The sequence below is a fragment of the Mariniflexile sp. genome (genome assembly GCF_052728615.1).
In genome coordinates this window covers 1-22,868 of the sequence record NZ_JBFVFE010000024.1, presented here as the reverse complement: position 1 = coordinate 22,868, position 22,868 = coordinate 1, and the positions used below count along the sequence as shown (strand labels likewise).

12 protein-coding genes and 3 pseudogenes are annotated in these 22,868 nt (G+C 35.3%); 5 read left to right on the top strand and 10 right to left on the bottom strand.

Going from position 1 to position 22,868, the window contains the following annotated elements; all coding sequences use genetic code 11:
- Nucleotides 1-33: 33 nt before the first annotated feature.
- The 4 genes and pseudogenes from ACU1LP_RS10555 to ACU1LP_RS10540 all read left to right on the top strand — a co-directional run bounded on the left by ACU1LP_RS10555 (nucleotide 34) and on the right by ACU1LP_RS10540 (nucleotide 8,691).
- The gene (locus ACU1LP_RS10555) at nucleotides 34-4,962 is read left to right on the top strand and encodes a choice-of-anchor L domain-containing protein (RefSeq protein WP_445736225.1); all 4,929 of its coding nucleotides are present in this window, start codon (nucleotides 34-36) and stop codon (nucleotides 4,960-4,962) included.
- A gap of 319 nt (nucleotides 4,963-5,281) precedes the next feature.
- Nucleotides 5,282-7,285, top strand: a complete 2,004-nt coding sequence (uvrB, locus tag ACU1LP_RS10550) for an excinuclease ABC subunit UvrB (protein WP_445736224.1) — start codon at nucleotides 5,282-5,284, stop codon at nucleotides 7,283-7,285.
- A 481-nt stretch (nucleotides 7,286-7,766) separates the two neighbouring features.
- Nucleotides 7,767-7,910: pseudogene (locus tag ACU1LP_RS10545) on the top strand (transposase); the annotation flags it as partial.
- Between the two features lie 508 nt (nucleotides 7,911-8,418).
- A complete protein-coding gene (locus ACU1LP_RS10540) occupies nucleotides 8,419-8,691 on the top strand; it encodes a helix-turn-helix domain-containing protein (protein WP_445734495.1) in 273 nt (90 codons plus the stop codon).
- A gap of 70 nt (nucleotides 8,692-8,761) precedes the next feature.
- On the opposite strand, the gene ACU1LP_RS10535 is transcribed toward ACU1LP_RS10540, so the two are convergent.
- From ACU1LP_RS10535 to ACU1LP_RS10520, 4 genes are all read right to left on the bottom strand, one after another.
- Entirely contained in the window at nucleotides 8,762-11,659 is a 2,898-nt protein-coding gene (locus ACU1LP_RS10535) for a glycosyl hydrolase 115 family protein (RefSeq protein WP_445736223.1), read from the bottom strand.
- A 137-nt stretch (nucleotides 11,660-11,796) separates the two neighbouring features.
- Nucleotides 11,797-12,321, bottom strand: coding sequence for a hypothetical protein (locus tag ACU1LP_RS10530; RefSeq protein WP_445736222.1), 525 nt, complete (start codon nucleotides 12,319-12,321; stop codon nucleotides 11,797-11,799).
- Complete coding sequence (locus tag ACU1LP_RS10525; protein WP_445731744.1) at nucleotides 12,296-13,288, bottom strand: type IV toxin-antitoxin system AbiEi family antitoxin; 993 nt, start codon at nucleotides 13,286-13,288, stop codon at nucleotides 12,296-12,298. Before ACU1LP_RS10525 ends, ACU1LP_RS10530 begins: the two co-directional genes overlap by 26 nt.
- A 326-nt stretch (nucleotides 13,289-13,614) precedes the next feature.
- Entirely contained in the window at nucleotides 13,615-13,887 is a 273-nt protein-coding gene (locus tag ACU1LP_RS10520) for a hypothetical protein (protein WP_445731745.1), read from the bottom strand.
- A gap of 27 nt (nucleotides 13,888-13,914) precedes the next feature.
- Here ACU1LP_RS10520 and ACU1LP_RS10515 point away from each other — a divergent pair.
- Nucleotides 13,915-14,788, top strand: a pseudogene (locus ACU1LP_RS10515) (IS1595 family transposase).
- Nucleotides 14,789-14,985: 197 nt separating this feature from the next.
- Here the strand turns inward: ACU1LP_RS10515 and ACU1LP_RS10510 are convergent.
- The 6 genes and pseudogenes from ACU1LP_RS10510 to ACU1LP_RS10485 form a co-directional block, all read right to left on the bottom strand.
- Nucleotides 14,986-16,452 (bottom strand): hypothetical protein, encoded by a 1,467-nt coding sequence (locus ACU1LP_RS10510; RefSeq protein WP_445736221.1) that lies wholly within the window; start codon nucleotides 16,450-16,452, stop codon nucleotides 14,986-14,988.
- A 292-nt stretch (nucleotides 16,453-16,744) separates the two neighbouring features.
- Nucleotides 16,745-17,704 carry a sugar phosphate isomerase/epimerase family protein gene (locus ACU1LP_RS10505; protein WP_445736220.1) on the bottom strand — a complete coding sequence of 320 codons (960 nt, stop codon included), beginning with the start codon at nucleotides 17,702-17,704 and terminating at the stop codon, nucleotides 16,745-16,747.
- Between the two features lie 191 nt (nucleotides 17,705-17,895).
- Nucleotides 17,896-18,585: pseudogene (locus tag ACU1LP_RS10500) on the bottom strand (glycoside hydrolase family 16 protein).
- Nucleotides 18,518-19,537 (bottom strand): glycosyl hydrolase, encoded by a 1,020-nt coding sequence (locus ACU1LP_RS10495; protein WP_445736219.1) that lies wholly within the window; start codon nucleotides 19,535-19,537, stop codon nucleotides 18,518-18,520. The pseudogene ACU1LP_RS10500 and the gene ACU1LP_RS10495 overlap by 68 nt, the downstream one beginning before the upstream one ends.
- 18 nt (nucleotides 19,538-19,555) lie before the next feature.
- A complete protein-coding gene (locus ACU1LP_RS10490; protein ID WP_445736218.1) occupies nucleotides 19,556-20,773 on the bottom strand; it encodes a sugar phosphate isomerase/epimerase family protein in 1,218 nt (405 codons plus the stop codon).
- Between the two features lie 186 nt (nucleotides 20,774-20,959).
- The gene (locus ACU1LP_RS10485; protein ID WP_445736217.1) at nucleotides 20,960-22,636 is read right to left on the bottom strand and encodes a glycoside hydrolase family 43 protein; all 1,677 of its coding nucleotides are present in this window, start codon (nucleotides 22,634-22,636) and stop codon (nucleotides 20,960-20,962) included.
- Nucleotides 22,637-22,868: the final 232 nt, after the last annotated feature.

The following is a 22,868-nucleotide window of genomic DNA, read 5'->3' as shown; positions in this document are numbered from 1 at the left end:
ATACACCACGTTTTTTTACCCAAATAAAGCAAAGTGAAAAGAAACCTGCATAACTATATTGTTTTTGTACTACTTGTAGGTAGTTGCAATTTAATATGCTCGCAACAAATAACCGTAAACGGATCCGTTGGTTTAACACAGCTTATAGAAGACAATCTTGTAAAAAACAGTTGCGTTGAAATTAGCAATATTACCTCATCGGTAAATGGAATTAGTAGTGGTTTTTCCAGTTATGCTTATTTTGAAAGAGGAAGTTCAAACTTCCCGTTTCAAAACGGTATTATGCTTTCTACGGGCAATGCCACATCGGGCGGAAACGGAGTAATAACTCCCATATTAAGTGAAGGCTCCACCAATTGGGGCACCGATCCGGATTTAGAAACGGCTTTAAGGATTACAAATACATTGAATGCGACTTCCATTGAATTTGATATTATATCCATCTCCAATCAACTTCAATTTAATTACCTATTGGCTTCCGAAGAATATTTTGGCATCAACCCCTGCCAATTTTCAGATGGTTTTGTGTTCTTGATCAAAGAAACCACAAGTGCCGGTCCCTACCGAAATATAGCCTTGGTGCCAGGAACAAACATCCCCGTGAACACCAATACCATTCACGATGAAATTTATGGGGTTTGTCCAGCTCAAAACGCACAGTATTTTGATACTTACGGCAATCCTGATACCAATTACAATGGGAGGACAACGGTATTGACAGCTTCCACTACCATCGTACCTTACGTTCAATACCATATTAAACTGATTATTGCAGACCAAACCGATATCGAATCAGATTCTGCCGTATTTATTGAAGGTGATAGTTTTAAGATTTTGGATTTAGGTGCCGACATTACCACCTGTGCCAGTGTGGCAACTTTAGATGCCGATATACAAAACCGGTTTGCTTCGTATGCATGGTATTTAAACAACACGTTGATACCGGGAGCCGTTTCATCAACCTTGGATGTCATTCAAAATGGCACGTATCGAGTAGAAGTGTCAGTACCTTTGAGTGGCTCTATCTGTGTTGAAAAAGATGAGATTGTAGTGGTGCTAAATACGGAAGAACCCATTGCGCCCATATCAAATTATCAATTATGTGACGATGCTAGTGGTAACGGCGTAGAAATATTTGACCTTTCAACCAAAAACGCGGAGCTTGTTGACAACATTCCTTTTACAAATCCTGATTATAGTTATCATTATTCTGAGGCAGATGCACGAAGTGATTCTAATGAAATAACAATACCAATTCCAAACACCTCCAATCCTCAAACCATTTATGTTCGAATAGATGATTTAGACAGTAACTGTTTTTCTTATACCACTTTCAATTTAATTGTAAATCCGCTTCCTAACATCGTAAACCCAACACCTTTGGAAGTTTGTGATAGTGACGATTTTCCTGATGGATATGCCATCGTTTATTTAACGGATAAAGATGATGAAATAACAGCTTCCCAGCCTAATTTAGCCGTTTCATATCATACCTCGCCCGCAGACGCCAACACGGGCGATAACCCCATAACGTCGCCATATATTAATTCTGCTACACCTACAAGCACCGTTTATGTGCGTGTGATAAATACGCAAACAGGTTGCGTAAATACTACTAGTTTAGATGTCAATATTACCATTAGTCCAATTGTAAATAGGGATACACGGTACCTCGATGGTTGTGATATTGACCATGATGGCTTTGATGATTTTGATTTAACCCAAATAATTAGCGACATTCAAGGTTCGCTAACTAATGTGGCGTTAACATTCCATGAAAGTTATGCCGATGCCGAAACGGGCACCAACCCTATAGCCAACGAAACCAATTATCAAAACATAAACCCCGAACAACAAACACTTTATGTTAGGGTTCAAGATAATACAACGGGGTGTGCCTCTATAGTGCTCTTGGAACTTCATACCAATTTATTATTAACTGCCACCGATACAGGTGATTTTGCACTTTGTGATAATAATGAGGACAATGCGGATACGCTCCCTTTTGACCTAAACACGGTAGAAACGTATATTGCAAACGATTTGCCGTTCAATATTTCCGTGGAATTTTATGAAACCGAAGCGGATAGAGATAGCAACACGAACCCAATACCTAAAAATGTTTTTTATAATGCCACAAGCCCAAAAACATTATATATTAAGCTAACCAATATAGATTCCGGTTGTACAGATGTATCAGAAATAAGGTTATTGGTAAACCCCATTCTGAATTTTACCCCTGCGAGTCCGCTTCCTTATTGCGATTCGGATGACGATGGCATAGCGAATATCGATTTACATGCGTTGGATGAAACCGTTACCAACGGAAATACAGACTTTCAAGTTTTTTATTATCCAACACAGCAGGATGCGGAAGATAAAAACAGTAGTAACGAACTCCTGTTTTCTTTATCTTCTGGTACACAACAATTTTTTGCGCGTATTGAAAATATTGCTACGGGTTGCCATACCGTGAACTCTTTCGAGATTGAAGTAATAGTGGCACCGGCTACAACCCAACCAACGGATATTATAATTTGCGATAATGACCAAGATGGTTTTTCAGTTATTGATTTAGATGCAAAAATTCCTGAAGTAGTACCCAGCACAACAGGATTGAATATAAGTTTCCATACTTCTTTGGCCGATGCCGAAGCCAATACAGCTGCTTTAACCGGCACTTCAGCATATAATTCCAATACTCAAACTATCTATGTTAGGGTTGCTGATGCGCTTTCTGCAACGGGATGTTATGCTATCGTACCTTTTGAAGTTATAGTGAACACACTTTCCAATTTCCCAGCCATAAGCAACTTTCAAATATGCAAAGATGATGGTACAAATAGTGCCGATTTTATTTTGGCTGATAAAGATGCCGAAATTCTAAATGGACAAACAGGAAAAGAGGTTTATTACTTTTTGGTTGAAAACGATGCTTTAACCGGAAACCTTGCAAATGCTATCGATAAAAACAACATTTTTAGAAATACCAGCAGCCCTCAAACCTTATATGTTAGGGTTGAAAATAGTACCGGTCCCAGTTGTTATGGCACTTCTTCGTTTTTATTGCAAGTGTCTCCAGATCCTATTTACGACCCAATAATTGATTTTTTGGTGTGTGACGATTCCAGTAATGATGGCAAAAACGTTTTTGATTTAGATGCCAAAAGAACTGAAATAGCTCTAACGTCTCCCGATAACTTGAATATTTCATTTCATTTGAATCAACAAAATGCGGAAAACAATACCAGTCCATTACCATCACAATATACCAATGCTACCAATCCACAAACAATTTATATACGGATTGAAAGCAGCGATTCCTTCTGTTATGTAGTGGAAGAACTTGGAATAAATATTGTGGCTGCTCCCGATATCAGTCAGGTAAAAGCACCTTTAGTTTCATGCGATACCGATTATGACGGAATTACTTTTTTCAATTTGGAAACTGCCGATTTTGATATTAACGACCGGGTACAAAGCAATTTAATCATAAATTATTTTGAAAACCAAAGCGACATCAATCCCAATGACGGATTGGATAACACCAATCAAATTACAACACCTACTAATTACAATTCCAACGCTAAAACAGTCTATATTAAAGTCGCAAACACATTAACGCGCTGTTACAGTGTGATTCCTTTAGAACTTCAAGTTATTTTACCACCTCCAACCAATGCTTTGGGAACCATTGCTATATGCGACAACGATACGGATACTTACGACTTGTCGTTGGTAAATACCATGGTGGTAAATAGTGCTACCGATGTAACCATTTCATACCACAACACACAGGCAGATGCGGATGCCAATGTGATGCCAATGGGGAATATATTTAATTACACCGCCAGTAACCATGCCTTATTTGTTAGAGTGTCATCAAATACAACTGGATGTTATATGGTGCGTCCGTTCAACCTGCAGATCAACCAAAACCCAATAGCGAACACCACGCCCGATTTAATGGATTGTGATGATGATTTTGATGGCTTTTTAGTATTTGATTTATCAGCAACAAGAAACAATATTTTAGGATCACAAGATGCAAGTACACATACCGTAACCTATTACAGTTCCTTGGCCGATACGGAAACTGCGTCGAATAACTTAAACGAGCTCCACGAATCATTTGACGGGGAAGTCATTTATGCAAGAATACAAAACAGCAACACAGGTTGTTTTGATATTACCCAGTTTACCACACGCGTCAATCCACTGCCCATTATACCTATTAACGATATAGTACCTTTGTGCAATAATGCGGTGCCCTTGGTTATTGATGCCTATACCGGAAATCCAAATGATACTTATGTTTGGTCCAAACTAAGTACCCCTGCATGGATTAATGAAGGTGCAACAACACCGCAAGTAATTTTAAATGATGCTTCAGAAATAGGTGACTATTCTGTAACAGTTACTACACCTCACACAATGTCTAACGATTGTTCTTATACCAAACTCTTTTCAGTAATAGAGTCTGAAATAGCTAAAATAAACGTTACGTCCACCGTAGATTTTGCAGACCCAAACAGCATTACCGTTGATATTGACGGTATTGGAAATTATGTGTTTATTTTAGATGATGGCGAACCGCAAACTTCCAATGTGTTTTCTAACGTTAGTTTTGGACCTCATGTGGTTACCATACGGGATTTGAATGGTTGTGAAGACGTTACCACCCAAGTTTTTGTGATAGACATTCCTAAATTTTTTACCCCAAATAACGATGGCTTTTTTGATACTTGGCATATAGTGGGCGTAAACCAACTGCCAGGAACCATCGTGTATATTTATAACAGATACGGCAAATTATTAAAAACCTTACCACATACGGTGACGGGATGGGATGGTACTTTTAATGGATATAATATGCCTTCAGATGATTATTGGTTTGTTGCCAACGTCATCCAAAATGGCGAATCGTTTGAAATTAAAGGGCATTTTGCTTTAAAACGATGAATTATAATTTGGGCGTTACCCTCCCGATAACTATCGGGAGGGTCGGGTTTTCCGCTATATCTTTTTAAACGTCATGGCGAGTACGAAGGACGAAGCCATCTGCCAATTTTTTGTTCAAAACAAAGTTTGGTTTCATTTTTAGTTTAAAAAGGATGCCGCTGCAACCCCTAACGCAAACCATCAGCCAGCTTAATCGCAAACACATGATTGCGTTTTTATCAAAATAGGCGATTTCTAAAAATTCTATTCTTAAATTTTAAATCCCAACAACTTTAAGTAATTTAGTCCACTCTTATACTTTTAAGTATTTATTCAGAATATGAAATTCAAAATTGAATCCGGATTCAGTCCAACGGGCGATCAACCCCAAGCCATCAAACAGCTGGTTGCCGGTATTAATGCCAACGAAAAATACCAAACCTTACTTGGCGTAACGGGTTCTGGTAAAACCTTTACGGTAGCCAATGTTATTGAAGAAGTACAAAAACCAACCTTGGTTTTAGCGCACAACAAAACTTTGGCGGCCCAATTATATTCCGAATTCAAACAATTTTTTCCAAAAAATGCGGTGGAGTATTTTGTGTCTTACTACGACTATTACCAACCCGAAGCCTACATTCCGGTTTCTGGGGTTTATATAGAAAAGGATTTATCTATTAATGAAGAAATAGAAAAAATGCGTTTAAGCGCCACCTCGTCCTTACTTTCCGGAAGACGGGATGTGTTGGTGGTTGCATCTGTATCGTGTATTTATGGTATTGGAAACCCGGTGGAATTTCAAAAAAACGTCATTACCATCGAAAGAGACCAAGTCATTTCAAGAACCAAATTATTGCATCAATTGGTGCAAAGCTTATACTCCCGTACCGAAGGCGAATTTCATCATGGAAACTTCAGAATAAAAGGTGATACCGTTGATATTTTCCCGAGTTATGCCGATGATGCCTTCAGGATCCATTTTTTTGGCGATGAAATTGAAGATATGGAATCCTTCAACATCCAAACCAATCAAGTGGTTGAAAAATACGATTTGCTTACTATTTATCCTGCGAATATGTTCGTCACGTCACCAGATGTTCTTCAAAGTGCTATCAAAGAAATTCAGGACGATTTGGTAAAACAACATGATTATTTTAAAGATATTGGCAAACATTTGGAAGCAAAACGTTTGAAAGAACGTACCGAATTTGACTTGGAGATGATTCGGGAATTGGGCTACTGCTCTGGTATTGAAAACTATTCACGCTATTTGGACAGGCGACTTCCTGGAACCCGCCCGTTTTGTTTGTTGGATTATTTCCCGGATGATTATTTAATGGTGGTGGATGAAAGCCATGTTACCATTTCGCAAGTGCACGCCATGTACGGCGGCGACAGAAGCAGAAAGGAAAACCTAGTGGATTACGGGTTTAGATTACCCGCAGCCATGGACAACCGCCCCTTAAAGTTTGAGGAATTTGAAGCCATTCAAAATCAAGTCATTTATGTAAGTGCGACACCCGCAGATTATGAACTGCAAAAAACGGATGGGGTTTATGTGGAGCAAGTAATTCGGCCCACAGGATTGTTGGATCCCGTTATTGAAATTCGTCCCAGTTTAAACCAGATTGACGATTTGATTGAAGAAATCCAACAGCGTGTTGAAAAAGATGAACGTACATTAGTGACTACTTTAACCAAACGTATGGCTGAGGAACTGACTAAGTATCTAGACAGAATCCAAATACGCTGCCGTTATATCCATAGTGATGTGGATACTTTAGAACGTGTTGAAATCATGCAAGATTTGCGTAAAGGCTTGTTTGATGTGTTGGTTGGAGTCAACCTTTTAAGAGAAGGTTTGGACTTGCCCGAAGTATCGTTGGTTGCCATTTTGGATGCCGATAAAGAAGGTTTTTTACGTTCTAACCGCTCCTTGACACAAACCGTTGGTAGAGCTGCCAGAAACCTAAATGGTAAAGCCATTATGTATGCCGATAAAATAACCAACAGCATGCAAAAAACCATTGATGAAACGAATTACAGACGTGAAAAACAAATAGCGTATAACACGAAACATAACATCACACCAAAAGCATTAAATAAGAGTTTGAATAATGCTTTATCAAAAAATTCGGTAAGCACTTATAGTTACGAACTGGAAGCCGCCAAAGCCGCAGAACCGGAGTCCTTGTACCTGAGCAAACCAGAACTGGAAAAGAAAATCAGGGAAAAACGCAAGCTTATGGAAGAAGCTGCGAGAGCTTTGGACTTTATTGTAGCGGCTAAATTTCGTGATGAGATTAAGAAGTATCAAGAAAAATTAGAAAAACTGAATATTTAAGCTCCAAACAATAATCCACTAAAAAGCAGAAATATTAAAAACATATAAACAACCAATTAAAGTGGAAAACAAGATTTATAGCCAATGTGTACGAAAAACGCTAGAACATAGAATTTTTTTCAAGGCAATCAAGCAAAACCTACAGATAAAAACCTTAGTGGGAACCATTTAAAATACTATTAGGTCATATATATTGCCAGGGCAAATGCTTTTAAAAATTTCGTCATTATTACTAAAATTAGTATATTGACAGAGTAAATGGTAGTCGGTCTGCCTAAAAAAAAAAATGACCACAAGCGGCCCCAAAACATCTTCACGATCAAAATTTACCCAGCACTTAGCACCTTGAAAGAACCTAGGGAACCACAAAAGGTAATTTTAAATACCCATTGGGAGAGATTTTATTTATCATTGAAAAACCACCGTCTTTGACGGTGGTCATGTTTTAAAGGCTCTGCCATTTTTTAGGTTTGCCCATCTAAAACTTTTCAAGACTTACCCAAATTTGAAACAAAAGCCATATTGGGGCAATCACTTTTGGTCAAGGGATTATTTTGTGAGTACAATAGGATTAGATGAAGATATGATTAAACGTTATGTGAAATATCAAGAACACCATGGATGAGTCTTATGACCCTTTGGGTCTAATCTGAAAATCAAAGCCACCGTTTCTAACGGTGGTTTTTTACTTACCATGATTTTGAATCGAGTACGGACTCGCAACATAGTGACACTTTGGTTGATTTAATAATGCGAATCAAGAGTTAAAACATTGCAACTATTTAGCCGATAGAAAATTGGATTATGCGCTTGACTTAGGGGCGTTAGCCCTGTAGTCTTAGTAGCAAAATGAGCCATGATGACGGATTAGGGGCTTTAGCCCTGACATCTTTTATAAAAACAATTGTGTACGTGTTTGCCATGTTTATTGAATTTCAGGGCCATATCTTTTTTGTTCATTATCGTGTTATTTTACGAAGATAACAGGGCTACGCCCCTTTTTATTTAATTAACGTGTATCTACGACGATTTTAGGGCTAACGCCCCCTATATTGTCGTATAAATCGTAATGGGTTTTACTTTTCAACACTTGATTCGCATTAATAAAGGATTTCCTATTAAACAATTTAGAAATGAATTTCACGCTGGATGAGATTGCTGAAAAATTCAACTATTCCAAATCCTATTTACACACTAAATTCAAAATTAAAACTGGCTATCCCTTATTGGTTTTTTTTAATTTAAAAAAAATACAAAAGGCGTGTGATTTTTTAAATTATACGGATTTAAGCATTAAAGAAATCCGTTTCAAAATGGGATTTGACGACCCTTTATATTTTTCAAGAATCTTTAAAAATTTTATGGGTAAATTACCTAGAAATTACAAACAAAACTTACGGAAATAAAAGCACTGTGACTACGGAGATTTAAAAACCGGTGCTTTTTTAAATTAACAATGACGTTTTTTCTCTTTTTTTATTGCTCATTTAAAGTTTCTGGAACAATGGAATATGGCAGCTGAGAATCGGGTTGCAACTGCAAATAGATATAATCCAAGGTCACCCCCGGATCTACCATATACAATTTGATGCGGTGCTTTCCTGTTTTTTCGCTCTTTACAGGAAGTTGGATTACAGCGGTATTAGAGAGTACGTTTTGTTTCCAAATTTCGCTCCTGCCTACAGTTTTAAAATCCAAAATCGTAATAGGTTCATCATCCCACTGAACCCCCAACCTAACACTGTGTTTATTAGTGATGGGATGGGTGGGCAAAGCGTGTATAATGATATCTGCTTCTTTTGTGGCGCTCTTGGTATATAGATTATAAGTTAGAACCGGTGCTTTTTTTTCAATTGCCAGTGTATCTATAGGGTAAGCATATAACGGACTCGCTTGCATGACATGATTACTATAGCCCAAATCATTGATCTTGTTCCACGTAAACAATTCTTTATTTTCTATGGATGAATAATTTTCGGCATACATTACCACCATGCCATTTTTTTCTATAAAGGCTTTTTTTGGAATATCATTATAACTTTCCATAAGGACATGAATGGTAAAATCGTTATCTCCCGCTTTTAATGTAAATTGTGTATTTTTGGGTTTAGAACTTTTTTTCCACGCCTCCCAATCCACTGAAACAATTAAGTGTTCTTGAAAATTTTCTTCATTAGACAAGTTTCCTTTGGTTTTATTAAACTGAAGGTAAGCTGGCTGTTTGGTAATCTCCCAAGTGTCATTTCCTTTTTCTTTTAAAAAGATATCGATAAAATGGGTTTGCTTGCTTTCCGCATAAAAAGTGGGTAATGTATAAAAAGCAGCTTTATCAATTATGTTTTTTTCTGGAGACATTCCTACTTTATTACCGCTACTATGGGTTGATGCTTCTATGTTTAAGTCTATCTTTTCATATACAGGTAAATCCCGTGGGTGCATGCTCATCATTCCGTTCCATTTACCATCAGCCACAGTGGTATTGTATTTTTCCGTTAAGCTTGTTATACTATCATAGGCACCGTGGGAAGCTTTTAAAAAAGCTTCGGAATTCCACCTTCCTTCTTTTTGATATGCCAAAGCTTGATCTCTATACAGAAATTTTTTGTTCATTAGGGAAGCTCCGAAAACTGGGTAATACACGAATTCAAAAAAGGCGTTTTGCAAACTTTCATCAAGTCTTGAAGCTAGCTTTTCGGTCCTGTCCTGTATGTCTTGGTACGCACTGATACGCGCCTGAATTTCATCGTTCCATAAAAAAGGGCTGTACGCGGTTTTCTGGACAGGGGTTATGGGCTCCGTCTGGCTCCAGCCCATAAACTCGGGCTTGCGCTCAAAAGCCAAAGCATAATAGCGGTATTGGATGGCATTGATTTCCTTGCCCCGTTCATCTCCAAATATTTCAGAATAAAAATTTTCCCCATGTGCTTTCACCTGGTCTGTTGAAGGAAATTTTTCGGGCTCAAAAGCCAAATCAAAAAATAATTGCAATTTATATTCCCCGGGTTTTATGTCGCCCACATTCAATATCCAAATTTTCTTTGCTCCCGTGGTATAGGCTTTGTGCATTTCTTCCCATAAAAGAGAAGGATGTGTGGAGTTTAACCATAAGTAATCATGTGGCCTTCCCCAATAAGAATCATGGTAATATACGCCGGTACCGCCCGATCGTTTGCGTTCATTTTCGTTACTCAACCTTTTTATGTAACCATAATTATCATCGGTCCAAACAATGGAAATATCGTCGGGAACTGCAATACCTTCATCGTAGAGATCCAATACTTCCTTGTATAAAGTTAACGATTGGGGAATCTGAGTGATTTTTTTGCCTAAATTCTGTTGTAATATAGCACGCTGATCTGCAATCACGGTTTCTAAAATATGGGCTGCCTCCTCTTTACTTTCTACCCCTTCCATACCGCTATCGTGAATTCCGCGCATCCCCATGGTATAAATAGCTTCTAAATCCTTACTTTCCTTAATGCGATTTTCCCAATATGCAGCCACATTTTTGGCATTCGTTTTATAATTAAATTCTCCGTTTTCTTTATTATCCCATTCATCTACATTATTGCGAAGCATAGGCTCTGCATGGGAACTACCCACTACAATGTTATATTTTTTTGCCATTTCTGGGTTACCTGGGTAATGAAAAAAAGCATGCGTAGATGGGTGCATGGCGGGCCAGATGGTATTGGCCCTTAAACGAAGTAAAAGTTCAAATATTTTGGCGTAGGCTTTAGGGCCTATATCCTTTGTTTCTGGCTCCAACGTATTGGCTGCCCAAGGTTGTAAACCCCAATCTTCATCGTTTAGAAAAATACCTCTGTACTCCACAGCAGGTGATTTGGAAAAAAATAAATCCTGATCGATACTTAAATTTTTCTGTTTTTTAATCGGCACATCTGCCCACCACGCCCAAGGAGAAACGCCTATTGTTTTTGAAATAGAAAAAACACCAAAAGCAGTGCCCCGTGCATCGGTTCCCGCAATTACCAAGACGCGCCCTTTTTTATCAAAAGGATTGGGTGTTACTGATAATTGGTAGCTCTCTTTTTGTAACTGAAACTCTTTTGGCGCTTTTACATGTCCACTAAAATAACGGACTAAAGATGAATTTAAACCCCCAACCACAATCACATTACCTTTTATGTTTTTTGCACCTACCAAAACAGGAGGTAAAAAACCAGTTACTTGTTTAATATCTTGTGCCAAAAGGTTTGCCGTAATAGAATCTAAAGCTGGCCCTTCCGCACTATATACAATTGAAACTTTATGGGCATCTGTATAAATATCAAATTTCTGTTTGTGTTGCAGGGAACAAGCAAAAGATTGCTGAATTATAATTAAACAGAACAACAAAAAGTGCGATTTCATAAATGATTGAATTTTAATTTTAAGATCAATGTGCGAAAAACGGCCAAGGTGAACCACCTTCAGCGGATTAAATTGAGCATAGACATAATTATTGCAATTCCTTTTATAATTCAGGTTGAAGTGATTTTTTATGTGGTTCACTTTGTCCGTCCTATCCACTCTGGTCTATCACTCCAAGCAATTAACTTTAAAATAACCATCCCTGGTAAGGATGGTATCTGAATAAACTTTTCTTTTATTTGTACCGTTTCAGGGTCTTGTAATACTTCACTAAAACCTAAAACAGGCAAATCGGTATAACGTTCATTGAAATTTGCTGTAAATTTTTCTTCAATTTCCCCAAATGGCAATAAGTCTATAACGATGTTAAATTTATCATTGTACAGGGGCCAAGGTGCTTCAACTTTATTAAATCCATAGTTACCCAGTTCTTTAACAATGGTTTCAAATTCTTGAATAGATGAAATCATGATGGCAAAATCAATATCTTTTGTACCTCTACTAGGCTTGATGCCATCTTTTAATAATTCTAATGCTATGGCACTCGCTCCAATTAGATAATAAGGCACATTTAGTTTTAACATGACTTTATCTATAATGTCAAAAACTTCTTTGAAATAGGGAATTGCTAGTTCTTTATATGTTTGGTTGTATATGCTCATTGAAAATTATTTTTGCTGTTTCCTTACATCTTTTATCATTGGTTATCATTAAATCTATATATACCAATTGTTTAGGTACTGTGTTCGTATTAATATTATTTTTCCAAAACATATCATATACCCATATATCGCCTTCATCGTCTGGTAATAATCTATAATTCAACATTAAATCTTTATTAGTTTCCTTTGTGTAAACAGTAAAATTTTCTGGTCGTAGATGATTGGTTATAATATCTCCTGCGGGTTCACCACCCCACACTGTTTTATCTGTATTGAATTCTAATGTTTTCCAATCTTGATTTTTGTTTTGAAAACGAAATCGTTGTTTAAAAAGGGTAGGCTTTAAAGTTTGCTCATATTCTGCCATCCACTTATTAAGTAATTCTTCGTAATTATTAATTACATATTCGTTTTTGTTCAACTTTAAAATTAGGTTCGTTTCTAACAAACCATTTATAATTAAGGGTATATTACCCAAAGCAACATTTGTAACTTCTGCAATGTCTCGTTGGGTTTGATTGATTAATTTAGGTTCTAACAAAAATTGAAACAGTACTTTTAAACCCGTTTTAGTAAATGCCCTATTTCCTTTTTCCTTTAGGGTTTTAGCTGTTTTATTTGTATCTATATAAAGAAATAAGCCTCCTTTGTTAATATACACATTCCCATTACCCTCTAAATAATTCACTTGATTTTCCCTAAGTTCCTTTTTTACTTTTGGATATAGTTTTTCTGCTACCAATAAAAAGTTTTGGAATTTATTATTAATGATGTTAAATAGTTGGTGGTTTTTAACGTCCTTTTTTACTTCTACAACCATTATTATTTTTTGGTTGTTTATCATAATATCTAATTCTCCATCAATACCAATATCTTTATTATAATCCATAGTTTTCCAATCCCATGTTAAGGGAATATCTTTCTCTAAATTATGAATTGCATTATTTAGAATATCTACTTCATTCATTTTATTAATTCTTTATGTTCATTGTTTTTAAATGTTCATTATTCGTGAACAGTAAAAATATATGAACAAATATATGTGTTTTTTAATAAATGTCAATACGAAAACAAGGGAATATAATTTTATTATATGCTATTAGTAATAGTTAACAACTATAGAGAGTATTTCCCTCGATAAAAAGTTACAAATTAAAAGAACTAGATACAGGGCAAACGCTTTTTAAAACTTAACCATTATTAGCAAAATCATTACATTAGCATAGTAAATGGTAGTCGGTCTGCCATTAAAAAAAAATGACCACAAACGGCCCTAAAACACCTTCACACTTATTATTTACTCATCATTTTACTACTTTGAAAGAACCCAGAAGAACTACAAAAGGTTTCTATGGGCACACCATTGGATAGCATCACCGTAGTTGCAAACGTATGTCTGGCAGCATGAAAGGTCAAATTTTTATGTATGCTACAATCTTTTGCTATTTCCTTCAAATAAATATTGATTTTCTGGTTGGAATAAATAGGCAATACTTTCTCACCATTCGTGTGTTTTGAAAACGTTTTGTATTTATTAATACTGGTATAGGCGTTTAGGTCTCCCATTAAATAATATAATATTACCTTTGTCAGATGAGTACAAGGGAGAGGTTTATAGGTGTGAACTCAATAATATTTAACAAGCGGTTTAAGGAAGATAGGGACTGTTATGAATACCTTTCGTTAATAAAATGGGAGGATGGTTTTGTTTGCAGAAAATGTCATCATGATAAATATTACAATGGCAGGAAACCATTTTCACGAAGATGTTTGAAATGTAAATATGATGAAAGTCCGACAACAGGCACGATGTTTGAAAAATTGAAATTTTAGATTTTGGTTGCATTTCACATCACGTTTAAGATAAGTACCAAGAAAAAAGGGATGTCTTCGTTGGAATTGAGCAGCGAGTTTGGACTTCGCCAAAAAACGTGTTGGGCATTCAAGCAAAAAGTTCAAAAAAGCCATGAAAAGCAGCCTTAAAAGCCCGTTAACAGGTATAGTTCACGCAGATGAGTTTGTGATTGGAGGGCCAGAAGAAGGCAAAAAAGGCAGAAGCAAGGGGTCGAAAAAATTAATGGTCCTTGCCATCGAAATTTTGGAAGATGGAGTTGGCAGAGCTTATGCAGACGTTATCGAACATTCCTCAGCAAAAGAACTGGGGGGCTTCTTGGTGAAATATGTTTCAAACGAAGCAACCATGATCACAGACAAATGGAGAGGATATGCGCCTTTGAAAAAGGAGTTCTTAAAACTGAAACAAGTGGCTTCAGGGGAGGGTGAGAATCTTAAAGAATTGCATATACACATTATGAACATAAAAGGATGGCTCAGGGGAATTCACCATCACTGTAGTAAAGAGTATATGCAAAATTACCTTGACGAATATCATTTTAGATACAATAGGAGGTCAAATATGGGTACAATCTTCGATGTGTTAATAAGAAAGATGGTTAATTACAAATAAATGCCAATAAAATCAATACTTAACAAGGGTGGTCTAAACGCCTATACCTATTCTTTTATTTACTAATTTACCTATGATACTATCCTTATGAGTTTCAATAAAGAATTTCCCTCATTTTGGCGCAGAAACTTATAATTGAAAAATACTCCCACATAGAACAAAAAAACGATTGGTTTACAAATCCCTTATTAAAATTTTTAATTTTTAAAAAGTTCTTTCGCATCAATTAAACTAAATTTGTCTGCATCATAAAACACTAAATAATCAACACTAAACCGTTTTGATCTTCCCGCTAAGGTTAAAGTATATTGTTCTCCTTTTTTTAATCCATAGATTAAATCAAAAAACACATGTGACCCTTTTTCTGCTCGTTGCCCCCAATACCATTCTAATTCAGATGTATTAGTACTACCTTCTTGAAAATATTTAATATAATTTTCTAACTCCTCTTTAGATAAATTTGTTTCCGAGGTAAAATTACCTTTCATTTTAACAAAACCATCATTACACCAATCACCTTGTGCTCCTTCCAATCGTTTACTGGTCATCATTAATAACCTAAAGTTTCCATCTTTAGGTGCAACAAAAGTGTATTCTAAAGGTGAATTTGGTTCTCCCGTATTCGCAATATTACCTGTAAACTCAATATGCGCCCAACCAGAAGCTTTTTCAGTGTAATTAGCATCACCCTTTTTTATAAGATCCCATTCTTGTAAATTGGAAGCCGTGTTTTCTGCTTCTATAAAAATATAATCGCTAGAGGTTAGTTTAATATCTGGTGTTGGGCTAGTAATTTCGATTGGTTTGTTTTCAAAAAGTGCTTTCACTTCTTTCCACCCTGCTTTTTCATTACCATTGTTTGGGCCTCCAGTAATTAACCAATAAGTCAAACCCGTATCAGAAATATCAAAATGTTTTTCTGTATTAGAATTCCAACTTTCTAACTCATCCACTTGGTAAGTATCATCCATATTGTATAACCATTGCCAATTTTTATTTGAGCTATTTTTTAGCCATTTCCAGTTGTTTATATGAGATTGAAAATCATCTTCACCATTTGAATTGTTTTGGTCAATAATATCATAGTAAGTTACTGTCGGAAAATCCTTTTTCATATCTGCCCAGGTTTTTTCAGTTTCTCCATGAGTATGATCTTCATTCCATGTACTATGAGATATGGCATAAATAAATTGCCGTTTATTTTCTGGAGTAGCGGCTATCATACTATAAGCCATTTGCATTGGACCAGCACATATAAACCAAAGTGGATTATTTTTACTGCTTTTTTTAGCTTCTTTAACAAAATTGGCAATTGCGGCTTCCTTTTCAGTTTGGTCATTAAACACTTTAGAGACATCGAGTCCAAATCGTTTAGCACCACCTTTGGCAGCCTCGTCCATCATTTTTTCCCAACTTTTTCTAGAATTCCCTAAATGATTATTATAGTCATAATGTACAAAGCGTTTTTCTAAATCTGCATAATGCAAAAGTGCTAGTGAAAAAGCGGTCGCTCCCCAATCATCTGAATCATGTAAATTTCCATCAGAACTAAAAGCGATACGTCCATTAGGCATATTAATTTTTGATTTTTGAGCGACACTTAATAGCGTAGAAATTAGGCATAATACAATTATAGAATGCTTTAAGAAATTGTTATTGTTCATTTTTATGTTTTTATTATATTTTATTTATAAGTACATGACAAAAATTGAAAAATAAATGTTATATAACTAATTGTCAGCAGTTTAATAATCTCATGTGTTCCAGACCTGTCAGGTTTTAAAAACCTGACAGGTCTCAATTTCAGTGGGATTAGTACCATTTACAGAAGGTCAATCTAATTTTTTGTCATGTACTTAAATTTTATTTAGATTAATAAAAATCTGTACTTTAAATGTTTTATGAATAATACCGAACCATACGATAAGCGTGTTATTCGTTTAACAGGTATCCATTTTAGATTCTATAAATGCCTTTATTTACAAGTTTCATCAAACCGTTAAAATCTTCATTCTGCATCATTTGTAAAATCTCTTCAGCGTTAAGTGATTTTGCTAAATTATAAGCACCTAAAGTAATTTCGGAATGACGGTTGAAAAAATCTAAAATATCAAAAATTCGAGGAGATGCATCTGTAGTAAAGTACTTGTCGTAATTATATTGTTGCGCCCAAAACATCAATTCTACATAGTGTAGAAAATGACGACTGGCTCCAAGTAAATCCCAATCGGCTTTCGAGTCGTTATCATTTGTATGAATATAGGCATCAAATCCACTTTCATAAATAGTTACCAAGGATTGGGCTGGATTTTCGGCACTTTGAAGTGAGTGTCCAAAATCCAATGTAATTCCCGTATTTTCATTGCCCACTTCTTTTAGCAACAACAAAGCCTTTGCTGTAGAATCCAATTGGCAATGCACACGGGTTTCAGAATATTTAGGTTCAATAAAAAGAGGGATTTCAGGCAAATAATCAGATGCTTCACCAATAGTTTCTACCATTGAATTCCAAGCCTTTTTATAATCTATCTGAAAAAGCAAATCATAACCATCTGAAAGTGGACAACACGTTTCATGAGGTGCTCCCACTGCTTTTGCGAAATCCTTAGCCTTTTTAATCATGGCTACCGCACGGTCCCGAATAGCCTTATCTGGACGACTCAAAGCTCCTGCTACCCATTCGGTCTCTTTTTTTATATTTACATTGATAGCTCCAAAGTTTAATTGGAATTCTTTCATTAATTTCATAGTCTCTTCGGGCGTACCGTTTTCATAAGGGTACACCATCTCTACCCCATCAAAGCCATCAATCTTAGATACAATTTCTAATTTTTCTCTAGTGGATGCTGGATTCTGATATTCTGAAAAACGGTCTTGTGTTTTTCCAAGAAAGCCTATTATAACACCTTGTTTCATTTTATTTTCTTTAAGTTATTTGATTTAATTAATTTTTTATGGATTTATGCACAACATTTAATAATCAAGATTTATTTAAAAGTTCTTGAGCTCCATTGCCCATAGCTTCTAAAACTTGGCAAATCAAGAAAAAAAAAACAAGAAAATGTATTTTATAAATTTTATGCATTACAGTTTATCATTCAAATTCATTATTTTTGAAAAACCCTTATATAATCCACAATTAAAAATGCAGAATACTCAGTGGGTATGGGTGACACTGGCAAATTACCACCAACAGACAAACTTATTAGTAAGTAAAACTCATCATTAAAAGGATAAGGTTGACCACCAGTATCGTTGGGTGTAAATGTTTTATACACTTCATCATTTACTAACCAAGTTATTTTATCTTCCTCCCAAACCAATGAGAACAAATAATATGCTTTATCGAAACCTTCATTTGTAGTAGTATAATATGTTGAATTATACTTGTGATTTGCTAAGTCTGAACCATAATGAGGCGTTCCTAAAATTTTGGTCTTATCCTATCCTAAATACTCCATAATGTCTATTTCGCCTCCACTGGGCCATTCTGCAGCTGGGTTTTGAACGGAATAATCTTTATTCAATAACCAAAAAGCAACCCTAGTACCTGTGGCTGAAGGCATACTTGTTCTTATATCAATTCTGCCGTACTTAAATTCAAATTTGTTATCGGTTTTAATTCTTGTGGAGGAGTAATTAAACCCATGAATGGCTTCTTTTTTAGCTTCAATAATTAAGTTATCATCTTTAAAAGAATGGTTGCTATTTGTGTAATATTGAAGTTCATTATTTATGTGTTTGTGTGTGGATAAATATTGGTTTATCCATTTCCGTTTTATAAGCCTCCAATACAAATGGATTTTTTTCTATACGGGCATCTTTCCAATCATGCCATTGAAAACCAATTTTGTCAGACCAATATTCCCAATCCCAATTGATGTAGCAAAATGCTTTTATCCCTGGATTATCATATAACATCTCGAAATAAGGTTTAAACCAATGTTCCCAAGATATTTCGCCATCCAAAACCCCAACGTATCGTGGTGTAGATTCACCAATCATCACTGGTTTTTTATGAGTATGAGCAGCATCAAAATGAGTATGAGCAGCATCAAAAAAGTTTTGTAAGCCAATATCATAAAATTCTTCAGGACTAAAAACATCAATACCCCACCAATCTACATAGTCATCACCAGGGTAATATGCCATTAACTTTTCAATACTCATAAAATTTGCAGAGCCACCACCCGAACACCAAACCGTAGCCGATTTTATATTTTTTTCCTTAAATGCTTTGGAAATAATAATAAATACTTTTTTATAACTTTCAGGTGAATACCCATTCCAATCGCCCTCAAACTCGTAACCTATTCTGGTAAAGGATGGTCTATCCAAATCCAAAAGCACCTTATAAAATGCCCTCAACTGCGCATTGTATTTACCATCCGCAACATCTTTATCCAAACCTGCCCCAGTATCATTACCACCAGTAAGTCCTAAGCCAATTTGGGGCATAATCCCTTTTGGCAAGCTATCTAGAACATGTTTCAGATCTTTTCCCCAAGATTTAATCTTTTCTACTGAAGCAGTTAAATTAATATAGGTCATGTAAATTATTGGTGTCTTATCTTGTCCAACGGCATTCACATAATCCTTAAATCCTTTTTTATCCTGACCAGCGCCGTGATAAATTCCTGTTTCGGGTTCGTATTTAGCATTGTAAAATTCGCGTGGTTTTAATGCTTTATTGTTCTGTGCATGAACACTAAAAAAAACACCTATAAAAAAAATTGTTACAACTTTCATACTTCCTATTTATTAACATTAATCAACTTTTTTATTTTCCGAGTAACGCTCAACAAAATTGGAATCATACAAATAGTGATAAGCCAGTTCCACACTAATTATTACTGGAAAATTATACTTCTCTACTTCGGCAATATTGTATTTGAGTCCTGCCAATTCTGAATATTCAAAAATGCTTCTAAAATCTGTTTCATTACTCTGCCCCAACTCTTCATTGTCTTTTACATGCCAACTTAAAAAACGCCCTGGATATTTTTTAAAATAATCTATAGGGTTAACCTTGGCCACTTTCATCCAATACAAATCAGATTCAAAAAAGACATACTTTGGATTGGTGTTTTCCAATAAATAATCATAAATTATATGTCCGTCAATCACATTAAATTCATCAACATGATTGTGGATGCCAAAATCAATACCATTTTCTTTGCATAGTTTTCCTATCAGATTATAATAATCTGCAAACATTTTTAAATCCTCTAAAGTTTTAATTTTATTTATTTCGTTATTTGACGTGGTTATATAAGAAACGCCTGCAAGTTTATGGGCTTTAACACATGCATTCCACCACTCCATAATACTATTTTTGCTATTACCTATAAAATCTTTAAAAACCATGGAGCCTTTAAATTTCAGTCCTTGGGATTCTACCAATTCCTTAAATTCATTAGGTTTAAAATCATAAAATTTACCATCATTATAAACAAATGTTTCAATAAAGCTATATCCCATACGCCCTAATTGCTGTAAAGTCCCTTTGCTATCTTTAAGCATTAAATCCCTAACGGAGACCAACTGAATCCCTATGTTTTTAGATTTTGGATTTTGTTTAATATACTTCACTTTCCAAAGTTTTTCTCCTTCTGGAGACGTTCCATTTAAAAGAACTTCTGTGCTGTTTATAAATTGAAAATTAACATCCATGATAGGTTCGCCATTTACGTTCGTATCCTGCATTAGCCATTTATCATCGTCAAAAAAGAAGCCTTTTCCGTAAAAACAATCTCCATTTTTATTGATACCCGAAGCAACGATTTGATTCGTTAATTCATCATAATTAATAAGTTCAACAAGAATAGTGCTCCATTCTTGTAGAACTTTTTCAAACACCTCTACTTGAAGTCCGTTGTCTATCCCCAATTTTGCTACAACAGTCATTTTTATTTTTGGGTCTTCCGGAAGATTTGTGTCGGTAATATTATCCGTACTATACCAAGTCCCTATGTACTGTAACATTTTTTCCTTTTGTTTTGGATCCTTACTTTGTGCGTAAGCACTAAATCCTTTAATAAGTATTAAGATTAATAGTGTGTATTTAAAATTTAATAAATACTTAGCCCGTTTATTTGATATTATTTTATTCATTAACTTATAATCAATATTCAAATTTTACTTAAAATCATATAATTTCAACACGTTTCCCTAATCTGAATTTTCAATTTCAAACCAATTAAAAACGACTTTGTTAGAACTCTTTAAACCTAAAGAAGTTGTGTACATAGCATAAATAGTACCTACAAAACCTCCAGCTTGTTTCGTGCTTAAATAGCGGGCATCAACACCTTCTTTTAAATTAACCCAATTATCATCGCCTTCGGAATATAAAAAATTATAGGCCGTACCCTGAGACTCAATCTTTAATTTAATTTGTTGTTTGGTTTTTAATGCTTTGCTAGCTAGTTCTTCCATACCATTTTCTGAAGATTGGTACAATTGAATAACGGCTTTACCATTTTTAAAAGACTTGCATAAATAGTAAAAATGTGATTCATTTTGAAACGTAATTAAACCTGCTTTTTCATTGGTTTTATCTGTTTCAAATAACATTTCAGTACTTACATTACCTTTTATATGCTGTTGCCTATGTCCTATAAAACTGGGATTAACATTCTCTGAAACAGTTTCAGGTCGTGTAGTAATCATTAAAGCATCATCAGAAATTTGATACCAACGCTCTTTTGGAGTTCTTAAAAACAACCATTCAAAACCTAATTCCGAATTGTTGAATTCTTCTCTATGAGTATATTCCCCGCTGTATTTGAAACTTTTATCAGCCTTAACCACATTGTTGGGTGTCGGATAAAATTTCCTTACCACATCGCCATTCAAATTAAAAATGGGCCATTCATTTTGCCATTCCACAGGTGCCAAAAACGTTTCTCTGCCTGTATTGTAATGAATTCTATCATAAGGTCTGCACCCTAAAAACACGCCCCACCAATTACCATTATTATCTTCAACCATATCGGCATGACCTGTTGACGTAATTGGATTTAATCTATTGTCGTCTAAATGGCGTTGGGTTAAAATGGGATTATTTTTATAACTTTCATAAGGGCCTTCAATGGTTTTACTTTTGAAAACGACTTCTGAGTGTTCTTCCGCAGTACCGCCTTCGGCAGCGATTAAATAATAAAATCCATACTTTTGAAATATATGGGGACCTTCAATCCAAATGGGCTTTTTTGAAATATCAGTACCACCATTAATTAATAATTTTTCCTGTCCGCTAACTTTTAAGTTTTCAATATCGAACTCGTACATTTTAATGGTTCGATGGCCATCATACAAACTAACATTATTTGGTGGTATGCTATTATAAACAATATAAGATTTCCCGTTTTTTGCAAAAAATAAGGATGGGTCGATGCCTTCAACTTCAGGAATCCAAGTTGGGTTTGACCATGGGCCTTCTGGGTTTGTTGCCGTAACTACAAAATTATTTTTACCATCAACTAAAGTGCAAACCACATAAAAAATACCGTTATGGTATCTAATAGCTGGTGCAAAAATACCTCTAGAAACGCCAAAGCCACTTAAATCCAATTGCTCAGCTCGGTCTAAAACATTTCCTATTTGCTCCCAATTGACTAAATCTGGACTTTTAAAAATAGGGATGCCTGGAAAATAGGCAAACGAAGAGTTAATCAAATAGTAATTTTCGTTTGCTTTACATATACTTGGATCTGGGTAAAACCCTTGTAAAATAGGGTTTGAATAATAATTTGATTCTTGTTTGACTATTTTAGGCTGCTCCTTCTTATTTGAACAGGAATAAACAACGACCATTACAAGAACTATAGAAATTATTTTCTTCATTTTATACCTATTCTATTTCCACTTTTAAACCCTCTAACACTCTAAAAAAGGCACGCCAAAATATTATCATACGGGTGGTGGCGTTGGTGCTTCTACCCTACTTGCCATCTATCCTGAAGAGGAATTGGTGATTGCCGTTTTAACCAATCTAACAAGGGTTTCCATGCAAGATTTTGGAAATGAATTGGAATCGGTTTTTCTTGATTGAATATTGCGCAGGGCATTAACGATT

Bases quoted from the DNA above. Each gene is read 5' to 3' on its own strand.
- ACU1LP_RS10495 (WP_445736219.1), bottom strand. From the start codon at position 19,537: ATGAAAGTTGTAACAATTTTTTTTATAGGTGTTTTTTTTAGTGTTCAT.
- uvrB (WP_445736224.1), top strand. From the start codon at position 5,282: ATGAAATTCAAAATTGAATCCGGATTCAGTCCAACGGGCGATCAACCC.
- ACU1LP_RS10530 (WP_445736222.1), bottom strand. From the start codon at position 12,321: ATGAGCATATACAACCAAACATATAAAGAACTAGCAATTCCCTATTTC.
- ACU1LP_RS10505 (WP_445736220.1), bottom strand. From the start codon at position 17,704: ATGAAACAAGGTGTTATAATAGGCTTTCTTGGAAAAACACAAGACCGT.
- ACU1LP_RS10535 (WP_445736223.1), bottom strand. From the start codon at position 11,659: ATGAAATCGCACTTTTTGTTGTTCTGTTTAATTATAATTCAGCAATCT.
- ACU1LP_RS10490 (WP_445736218.1), bottom strand. From the start codon at position 20,773: ATGTTACAGTACATAGGGACTTGGTATAGTACGGATAATATTACCGAC.
- ACU1LP_RS10540 (WP_445734495.1), top strand. From the start codon at position 8,419: ATGAATTTCACGCTGGATGAGATTGCTGAAAAATTCAACTATTCCAAA.
- ACU1LP_RS10525 (WP_445731744.1), bottom strand. From the start codon at position 13,288: ATGAATGAAGTAGATATTCTAAATAATGCAATTCATAATTTAGAGAAA.
- ACU1LP_RS10520 (WP_445731745.1), bottom strand. From the start codon at position 13,887: ATGGGAGACCTAAACGCCTATACCAGTATTAATAAATACAAAACGTTT.
- ACU1LP_RS10485 (WP_445736217.1), bottom strand. From the start codon at position 22,636: ATGAAGAAAATAATTTCTATAGTTCTTGTAATGGTCGTTGTTTATTCC.
- ACU1LP_RS10510 (WP_445736221.1), bottom strand. From the start codon at position 16,452: ATGAACAATAACAATTTCTTAAAGCATTCTATAATTGTATTATGCCTA.